The sequence below is a fragment of the Neisseria sp. HMSC064E01 genome (assembly GCF_001808875.1).
Taxonomy (GTDB): domain Bacteria; phylum Pseudomonadota; class Gammaproteobacteria; order Burkholderiales; family Neisseriaceae; genus Neisseria; species Neisseria sicca_A.
Genome location: NZ_KV794899.1, coordinates 2,967 through 10,780, shown reverse-complemented (window position 1 = coordinate 10,780; position 7,814 = coordinate 2,967). Strand labels below are relative to the sequence as shown.

General features: G+C 55.6%; 9 protein-coding genes. 3 read left to right on the top strand and 6 right to left on the bottom strand.

Going from position 1 to position 7,814, the window contains the following annotated elements; all coding sequences use genetic code 11:
* Positions 1-236: 236 nt before the first annotated feature.
* The gene (gene truC, locus HMPREF2572_RS03075; RefSeq protein WP_070496220.1) at positions 237-944 is read right to left on the bottom strand and encodes a tRNA pseudouridine(65) synthase TruC; all 708 of its coding nucleotides are present in this window, start codon (positions 942-944) and stop codon (positions 237-239) included.
* 204 nt (positions 945-1,148) lie between these two features.
* On the opposite strand from truC, the gene HMPREF2572_RS03070 reads away from it, so the two are divergent.
* Together HMPREF2572_RS03070 and rsgA are read left to right on the top strand one after the other, a co-directional pair.
* Positions 1,149-1,877: an LOG family protein gene (locus HMPREF2572_RS03070; protein ID WP_009312705.1), complete on the top strand. Its 729-nt coding sequence runs from the start codon at positions 1,149-1,151 to the stop codon at positions 1,875-1,877.
* Between the two features lie 398 nt (positions 1,878-2,275).
* Positions 2,276-3,142: a ribosome small subunit-dependent GTPase A gene (rsgA, locus tag HMPREF2572_RS03065; protein WP_070496218.1), complete on the top strand. Its 867-nt coding sequence runs from the start codon at positions 2,276-2,278 to the stop codon at positions 3,140-3,142.
* Positions 3,143-3,458: 316 nt separating this feature from the next.
* On the opposite strand, the gene HMPREF2572_RS03060 is transcribed toward rsgA, so the two are convergent.
* The 5 genes from HMPREF2572_RS03060 to tsaB all read right to left on the bottom strand — a co-directional run bounded on the left by HMPREF2572_RS03060 (position 3,459) and on the right by tsaB (position 6,811).
* Complete coding sequence (locus HMPREF2572_RS03060; protein ID WP_070496217.1) at positions 3,459-4,127, bottom strand: HAD-IA family hydrolase; 669 nt, start codon at positions 4,125-4,127, stop codon at positions 3,459-3,461.
* Positions 4,128-4,359: 232 nt separating this feature from the next.
* Positions 4,360-4,854 carry a hypothetical protein gene (locus HMPREF2572_RS03055; protein ID WP_070496216.1) on the bottom strand — a complete coding sequence of 165 codons (495 nt, stop codon included), beginning with the start codon at positions 4,852-4,854 and terminating at the stop codon, positions 4,360-4,362.
* Positions 4,855-4,914: 60 nt separating this feature from the next.
* Positions 4,915-5,700, bottom strand: a complete 786-nt coding sequence (locus HMPREF2572_RS03050) for a uracil-DNA glycosylase family protein (protein ID WP_070496215.1) — start codon at positions 5,698-5,700, stop codon at positions 4,915-4,917.
* A complete protein-coding gene (rimI, locus tag HMPREF2572_RS03045; RefSeq protein ID WP_070496214.1) occupies positions 5,694-6,137 on the bottom strand; it encodes a ribosomal protein S18-alanine N-acetyltransferase in 444 nt (147 codons plus the stop codon). The genes HMPREF2572_RS03050 and rimI overlap by 7 nt, the downstream gene beginning before the upstream one ends.
* A complete protein-coding gene (tsaB, locus tag HMPREF2572_RS03040) occupies positions 6,134-6,811 on the bottom strand; it encodes a tRNA (adenosine(37)-N6)-threonylcarbamoyltransferase complex dimerization subunit type 1 TsaB (protein ID WP_070496213.1) in 678 nt (225 codons plus the stop codon). Before tsaB ends, rimI begins: the two co-directional genes overlap by 4 nt.
* A 311-nt stretch (positions 6,812-7,122) precedes the next feature.
* Between tsaB and HMPREF2572_RS03035 the strand changes: the two genes are divergently transcribed.
* Entirely contained in the window at positions 7,123-7,689 is a 567-nt protein-coding gene (locus HMPREF2572_RS03035) for an NADPH-dependent FMN reductase (protein WP_049230606.1), read from the top strand.
* The last annotated feature ends 125 nt before the right edge of the window (positions 7,690-7,814 follow it).

The window sequence follows — 7,814 nt, the reverse complement described above, 5'->3', positions numbered from 1 at the left end:
GGCGGTGTAGCGGATGGCGGCGAGTTGCTTTTCGATGTCGCTCATGGAATGTCCTTATGGTGATATGACAGACGTTGTCTGAAAGAGTGTAGCGTTTTCAGACGACCTTTACCGTCAAACAGGATTATTCGGCAGGAATATTGGTTGAACGGAGTGATGAGGCAAGGGTTGGGGTCGTCTGAAACCCGTGTCCGGCTTCGCAGCATCACCAGCCTGCCTGTCGCTCGACCTTCCACTTACGCTTCAAACGTATCCAGCCAAATTTTCCAGCTTTCGTCCGTATCGGCGCAGACGGTCAGGGTTTCGCCGTTTTCGATGCTTTGGAACGATAGGCTGCGGGCGTGGAGCATGAGGCGGGTGGTGCCGAGGTTGGCGGCGGTGGCGTGGTTTTGGCGCAGGTCGCCGTAGTTGGTGTCGCCGACGATGGGGTGGAAGATGTGTTTCATGTGGCGGCGCAGTTGGTGTTTGCGGCCTGTGTGCGGGATGAGTTCCGCCCATGAGTAGCGCGAGGTCGGGTAGCGGGCGGCGGATTGGAAGGGCAATTCGGTGCGCGCAAGGCAGCGGTATTGGGTTTGGGCTTCTTGGAGGGTGGCTTCGGTTTGGAATTCGGCGATTTTGTCGGGCTGATATTTGAGGGGGTAGTCGATGAGTCCGTCGTCGGGCAAATAGCCGCGCACGATTGCCCAGTAGGTTTTGCGTGTGGTTTTTTGTTCGAACTGCTGCGTCAGCAGGCGGGCGGCTTCAGGATCGAGGGCAAACAGGAGGACGCCGGATGTGGGGCGGTCAAGGCGGTGGGCGGGATAGACGTGTTGTCCGATTTGGTCGCGCAGGGTCTGCATGACGAATTGTGTTTCGTGGCGGTCGAGCCAGCTTCGGTGGACGAGCATTCCGGCGGGTTTATTGACGGCGATGGTGCGGCTGTCGCGGTAGAGGATGTCGAGCATGGTCTGATGTGGGCGGAAATGGGGGATTGTAACGCAAGCGGCGCGGCTGCGACGGCAATCTTGTCCCTTCGCGCGGGTTGACGGGCTGAAACGCATGATTTGGTTCAAATAAGGAACACTTGCCGCCATTCCTGCCTGCGTTTTCAGACGACCTCGGGTTCTGTCGGTTACAATGTGGGGATTCAACAAGATGAAGGAAAAGATGTGAGCCTGCTCAAAAAACTGCCCAAACCTATGCTGCCCGATGAGGCGCGCCGCGAGATTCAGGCGCGGGAGTCGTATCATGTTTTGAAGATTATTTCGGAATTTGTCGAAGCGGGCGAGGAGCTGCGGGCGATTCAGCCTGCGGTCAGCATTTACGGCAGCGCGCGCACGCCGGAAAACCATCCCGACTACGAATTTACGTTGCGTCTGGCACGCAAGCTCTCGGATGCCGGTTTTTCCGTCATTTCGGGCGGCGGGCCGGGGATTATGGAAGCGGCGAACAAGGGCGCGTTTGCGGGCGCAAGCCCTGCGGTGGGGCTGAATATCGTGTTGCCGCACGAACAAAAAGCCAATCCGTATCAGGATTTGTCCATCAAATTCCAACATTTCTTCCCGCGCAAAGTGATGTTTGTGAAACACGCGGTCGCGTACGTCGTCATGCCCGGCGGCTTTGGCACGCTGGACGAACTGTTTGAAAGCCTGACGCTGGTGCAGACGGGCAAAACGCCCGACCGCCCGATTATCTTGGTGGGCAAGGATTTCTGGTCGGGCTTGTTGGACTGGATACGCAAAGAGCTGCTCGGGCGCGGGCTGATTTCGGAAGCCGATATGGATTTAATCCGACTGATCGACGGCGAAGACGAAATCATCGAAGAAATCTTCGCACACTACGAAAACCGTTTGGAAGATTTTTCCGAAGGCGTCAACGCGTGGTCGCTCGGCTTGTGATGGGCTGGGAGGTCGTCTGAAAACCTTCCGAACCTCGCGGGTTGAGCTGAAATCAAGACAAGGCGGCAACGCCGTATCGGTTTCCAGTTAACCCGATATATAGTGGATTAACTTTAAATCAGGACAAGGCGACGAAGCCGCAGATAGTACATCAGGACAAGGCGATGAAGCCGCAGATAGTACAGATAGTACGGAACCGATTCACTTGGTGCTTTAAGCACCTTAGAGAATCGTTCTCTTTGAGCTAAGGCGAGGCAACGCCGTACTGGTTTAAAGTTAAGCCACTATAGAATCGTTTCAGACGACCCCTGCCTATTTCGGTACAATACCTTTTCGCCGCAAGGCAGCCACGCCGCCGCGAACATTCCCTTTATCCACTCCACCCGACCCAACCATTTATGACCGATACCGCCCAAATCATTACCAGCTACGGCCGCCGCTACATCGTGCGCACACCCGACGGCAAAACCTACGAAGCCAGCACGCGCAAAAAGCGGGTGGATTTCGCCTGCGGTGACCGCGTGCATATCCAAAACATCAACGCCGAACAAGCCGTCATCGAAGACTATCTTCCACGCGAAAGCCTGCTCTACCGCCAAGACGCGTGGAAAACCAAGCTCATCGCCGCCAACGTCAGCCAGCTCCTTATCGTTACCGCTGCCGTTCCCTCGCCCAGCGAAGCCCTGCTGCAACGCGCCCTCCTAGCCGCCGAAGCCGCGGGCATCCAAGCCGTCATCATCCTGAACAAAGCCGACCTGCCCGAAACCGCCCTCTGGCGCGAAAAACTCAAATTCTACGAAACGCTCGGTTATCCCGTGATCGAAACCCGCGCGCTGGAAAACGCCGACATCCTGCGCCCCGTCCTGCAAGGGCATACCAACATCCTGCTCGGACAAAGCGGCATGGGCAAATCCACCCTGACCAACGCCCTCTTAGGCAACCAAACCGCCCGCACCGGCGACATCTCCACCGCGCTCGATTCCGGCAAGCACACCACCACCCACGCCCAGCTTTACGATTTAAACGAAGAAACCCAATTGATCGACTCCCCGGGTTTGCAAGAATTCGGCCTGCACCACCTCCAAGCCGCCGACCTGCTGCAATACTTCCCCGACCTGAGCCACCTCGTCGGGCAATGCCGCTTCCACAACTGCACCCACCGCGCCGAACCCGGCTGCGCCGTCAAAGCCGCCGCCGAAGCAGGCGAAGCCAAGTCTGAACGCATCGAATTTTTGCAACGGATAACGGATGAGTTGTTGAGATAGGAATAAGCGGTTGGTCTCGGTGAACTAACAAAGGTCGTCTGAAAACTTGAGGGGTAGGTTTTCAGATGACCTTTTTGTTGGGGGGGAGGATGGGAAGCGATTGACTCGTTCGATACGGAAGATTTCTCCGAATAGGTACGTGTAGCCCGATGGTCGGCAGCACGCCGTAACGCTTTGAGCAAAGTGTAGCGTGGGCTTTGCCCAGGAAAAAACGGCTCGGATTATGACTTGATTTGGGGTTTGATTGACAGATTACGTGGGCAAAGCCCACGCTACGGTTTTGCAGTCTGTTTTTTTAAAGGGCTTTTGTCTCGTTTTAAGCCTTGCCTGTCCAATCAAACGTTTCCAAAAAATCAGGCAGTTCGGAGAGGCTGTCGAGTATGGCGAGATGCGGGGCGGTGTTCAACATGGCGGCGGAGTGTGCGCCTGTGGTGAGGGCGACGGCGGGGGCTTTGGCGTTGGCGGCCATTTCCAAGTCGTGGGTCGTATCGCCGACAACCAAAGTTTCCTGCGGCGTCAGCCCCAGTTCGTCGCAGAGTTTGAAAACCATGTCGGGTGCGGGTTTGGAGGCTTGCTCGCTGGCGCAGGTGGTCGCCATCCAAAAATCGGCTGTACCGGTTTGCGCGATAGAGCGGTCGAGTCCTATCCTGCCTTTGCCTGTGGCGACGGCGAGCCAGTAGCCTCGGTTTTGCAGGGTGTGCAGGCAGGGCAGGGCTTCGGGGAAGAGCGTCATGTTGTGGTTGTTGGGATTGAGATAGTGTGCGGCGTAGGTTTCCGTCAATTCTTCGCGCATGTGTTCGCCGGCATGCGGGGCGAGGCGGCGGATGATTCCGGGCAGGCTGTAACCGATGAGGGCGCGGACGGCATCGTCATCGGGAACGGGCATGCCGCAGTCGGCAAAACTTTGTTGGAAGGTGCGGATAATCGGGCGCGTCGTGTCTGCCAGCGTTCCGTCCCAGTCGAAGATAATCAGTTTAGGTTTCATCGTGCGCTTTCTTTCAGACGACCTGTGAACAAGATAAAAATCATAGCAGAAAATCCGATGTCTGCCTGCTTACAGATTGATGCAAACTTTAAAAATCCTAACTGAATTCAAACGCTAAGGTCGAATGAGTTGGGCAAAGGGGTCGTCTGAAAAGTTTCAGACGACCCCTTGTTTATGGTTTCTTGCCGGAGAACATGAAGGAAGACGTTGCTCTGACTCCCTGCTGTCGGGCTTATTTTTTCATTTTGTGGAAAATGATGGGCTGCTCCGGCGCGCGGGTCAGTTGGCGCGGCAGCGTCAGCATCGCCAATATCCAGACGCTCAATGCGTAAAGAAATATTCCGCCTTGCCGCATGCCGCCCAATGCCGCGCTGCCCAGTAAAGATTCCAAGATAATCACGACCAAAGCCGCCGCACACGCCGCCGCACCGCTTAAAAACAGGGCGTAGCGGAAATGGCGGCGCATCATTTTTTTGTAGGCGAGCTTGGTCAGACCGCCCGCAATCATCAGGTTGAAAAAGCCGAATACGCCGCAGATAAACCAAACGATGGCGTCATCCCAGCCCGCAACTTGCCGCAACTGCCCGTCTTGTAAGGTCAGCAGCAGCCCGGAATGGCGGAACAGACCGACTGTGATGATTTCATGCAGCAGCAATGCCAGAGGCAGGTTCAGGAAGATCAGGGCAATCAGCAGCGGGCGGTAGGGTTTTTCTTGGGTGAGGTACATGATGGATAGGGAAGGGGTCGGATGTGGTGCGGGGTATGTTTGGAACGCTGTCGGTGTGCCTTAATTCAGTATCTGCCGCACTTGTTTCAAAACCTGCCAGGCTTTTGCTTTGAGCTGCGGTTGGCGCAGCAGGCGGGCAGGGTGGGGCAGGATGAAGCGGGGCGTGTCGCCGCAGAGGGTGTCTATTAATGGGGCAAGTTCGGGTTTTTCAAAGATTTGCCCCACCAATAACACGGCTTTCGCCTGCGTATCGGCCAGCTCTCGGGCAAGCTGTGGCAGCTCGGCTTGGATTTGTTCGTCAGTAGGGTGCGGACTGAAAACGGGCGCCGCTTTGACCCAGCTGGTTTTGTATGCCTGCTGCGGCGACAGGCGGATGGCGGCAAGCATATTGTCGAGCAGAACGCCGACCGCGCCGTGAAAGAGTTGTCCGTGCAGGCTGTCTTCGGTTGCGGGGCAGATGCTGATGATGATGACTTCGGACGGACGCGCTTCGGTTTGCAGGCGCGGGAGGTCGTCTGAAACGGTTGTAGTGGCGGCTTTGGCGGTATCTTCGGGCGCGGAGTTCATCCGTGCAGACGGAGCAGGCGCGTCAACCGGCGGAACGGGAGGCGTTGCTGCTGCGGGGGCGGTTTTTTCGTGTTGAACTGCCGCCATCGCCGCCATGCGGGCATGATGCGCCGATGCGGAAATCGTGCGGACGGCTTCGGCAACTTGGGCGGCGGCAGGTTTTTGCGGCTGCGTAACGGAGGTATCACCTGCGGGCGGGATGACTTTGGCGTTACGGTTCAGCCACATCGGGCCTAAGCCTAATGCCTGATGCAAGTGGAGATAGCGGCTGCTTAACATGGTTTTTCCATTAAAACGGCGTCTTCATGCCCGCCTTCGGGCAGGGGATAGTAATGTTTGCGGATGCCGACCTCGGTAAAGCCGTATTTGAGATACAGCGATTGGGCGGCGGTATTGCCTGCGCGGACTTCCAACAGCAGGCGCGAGATACCCGCGGCTTGAGCGTGGCGGAACCAATGTTCCAATAGTGCGGCGGCAATGCCTTGGCGGCGGTATTCGGGAGCGGTGGCAATCAAATGAAGCTCGGACTCATCCAATATATCCTGCCAAACGATAAAGCCGCTGATGACGCCGTCGGTCTCGCAGACCCATAATTTATCCGTAGGCTGCGCCAGCGCGGAGGCGAATTGTTTTACCGACCAGGGCGATGGGTTGCTGAGTGCGTCGATCACGGCAAGGGCAGGGCAGTCGTCTGAAAAAGCGGAGCGGATATTCATGCCTGCGCTTTCCGTTCTGCCTGCTCTTTGGCGGTCAGGGCAACTTTGTTGCGGACATAAAGCAATTCGGCGTGTGCCGCATCGGACGCGGGATAACGCCCGCTCAGTGCCAGCTTGAGATAGTCGGAAGCGGCAGGCATTTGCGGCGTACCGGCAAAGGGCGGCGCATCGCTCAGGGCAAACGCATTGCCTATGCCGCCGGTAAACGCACGACCTTCAGGTTCGACAATTTCAGCCGCTTTACCGACCTGATAATCGCCAAGCCGCCGGTGCGCGCCCGTGTCGAACCATGCGTAAAACACCTCGCCCATACGCGCGTCGGTCGCTGCCAGTACGCAGCTTTGTTCGGGCAGCAGATACGCCGCCGCATCCAGACAGGGGATACCGATAAGGGGCGTATCAAACGGCGTCGCCAAACCTTGCGCCACACCTGTTCCGATACGCAAACCGGTAAACGCGCCGGGGCCTTGTGCATAGACGATGACGCCCAAATCCGCCGCCGCAATACCGGTTTGTTCAAACAAAACACGAATCTGCGGCAGGATCAAATCGGATTGCTTCGTGCCGACATCTTCATGAAACGAAACAATCTGTCCATCGGTTTGCAACGCGAGGGACAGGTAGGAAGTGCTGGTGTCGATGGCAAGGACAGGTCGTCTGAAATCGGCTTGCATGGCGTGTTCTTCGAGATAAAAATTTCAGGATGGATTATAGCATTGTCGTCTTGATTCATGCCCGATAGGGTTTTCAGACGACCTCAAGGATTGCAGCGCCGATACTGTTTCAGCACTTTAGATAATGACCGTCTCGAAACTTGAGCAGGGTAGGAGTAGAGAAACCACCGTCACACCGATTCCTCAGTTCAGATTCACTTTGCGCAGAATGAATGGTCAATTTGCCCTCAATAGGATTGACGACAATCGACTGGCGGCTTTAAAATGAATTTAAGAATCGTTATTATTTTTAAATCATCAGGAGAAAATTCATGGCAAAAAAAGTCAGCATTTTAGTAGGCAGCCTGCGTAAAGGCTCGTTCGCCCGCAAAGTGGCACAAAACGTCATCCCCATGTTTCCCGAAGGCTACGATGCCCAAATCGTCGAAATCGGTCATTTGCCGCTCTACAATTTCGACTACGACGACCCTGCCGAAACCGACTTCCCCACACCCGAAAGCTATACCGCCTTCCGCGAAACCATCAAAGCTTCCGACGGCGTATTGTTCGTTACCTCCGAAAACAACCGCACCATCCCCGCCTGCCTGAAAAACGCAGTAGACATCGGCTCCAAACCCAACGCCGACGTCGCATGGAAAAACACGCCCGCAGGCATCATCAGCCATTCCGTCGGCAAAATGGGTGGTTACAGTTCGCAAAAAAACCTGCGCCTTGCCTTGTCCTACTTCAATATGCCGCTGACCGGACAGCCCGAAGTCTTCCTCGGCAACTCCCCCACCTTATTTGACGACAACGGCAAACTCATCGAATCAGCGCGCAGTTTCGTTCAAGGCTATATCGACCAACTCGTCGCCCTCATCGAGAAAAACCCCAAATAAACACAGCAGAATTTAGAAAATAGCTGATTTTCTAAATATCGAAGGTTTAATGCAGAAAAGGTCGTCTGAAATCTAAGGTTTCAGACGACCTTTCTTTTATAGTGGATTAAATTTAAATCAGGACA

What these genes read in the sequence shown, in the direction of transcription:
- truC (WP_070496220.1), bottom strand. Translation starts at nt 944, where the DNA reads ATGCTCGACATCCTCTACCGCGACAGCCGCACCATCGCCGTCAATAAA.
- rsgA (WP_070496218.1), top strand. Translation starts at nt 2,276, where the DNA reads ATGACCGATACCGCCCAAATCATTACCAGCTACGGCCGCCGCTACATC.
- HMPREF2572_RS03060 (WP_070496217.1), bottom strand. Translation starts at nt 4,127, where the DNA reads ATGAAACCTAAACTGATTATCTTCGACTGGGACGGAACGCTGGCAGAC.
- HMPREF2572_RS03055 (WP_070496216.1), bottom strand. Translation starts at nt 4,854, where the DNA reads ATGTACCTCACCCAAGAAAAACCCTACCGCCCGCTGCTGATTGCCCTG.
- HMPREF2572_RS03050 (WP_070496215.1), bottom strand. Translation starts at nt 5,700, where the DNA reads ATGTTAAGCAGCCGCTATCTCCACTTGCATCAGGCATTAGGCTTAGGC.
- rimI (WP_070496214.1), bottom strand. Translation starts at nt 6,137, where the DNA reads ATGAATATCCGCTCCGCTTTTTCAGACGACTGCCCTGCCCTTGCCGTG.
- tsaB (WP_070496213.1), bottom strand. Translation starts at nt 6,811, where the DNA reads ATGCAAGCCGATTTCAGACGACCTGTCCTTGCCATCGACACCAGCACT.
- HMPREF2572_RS03035 (WP_049230606.1), top strand. Translation starts at nt 7,123, where the DNA reads ATGGCAAAAAAAGTCAGCATTTTAGTAGGCAGCCTGCGTAAAGGCTCG.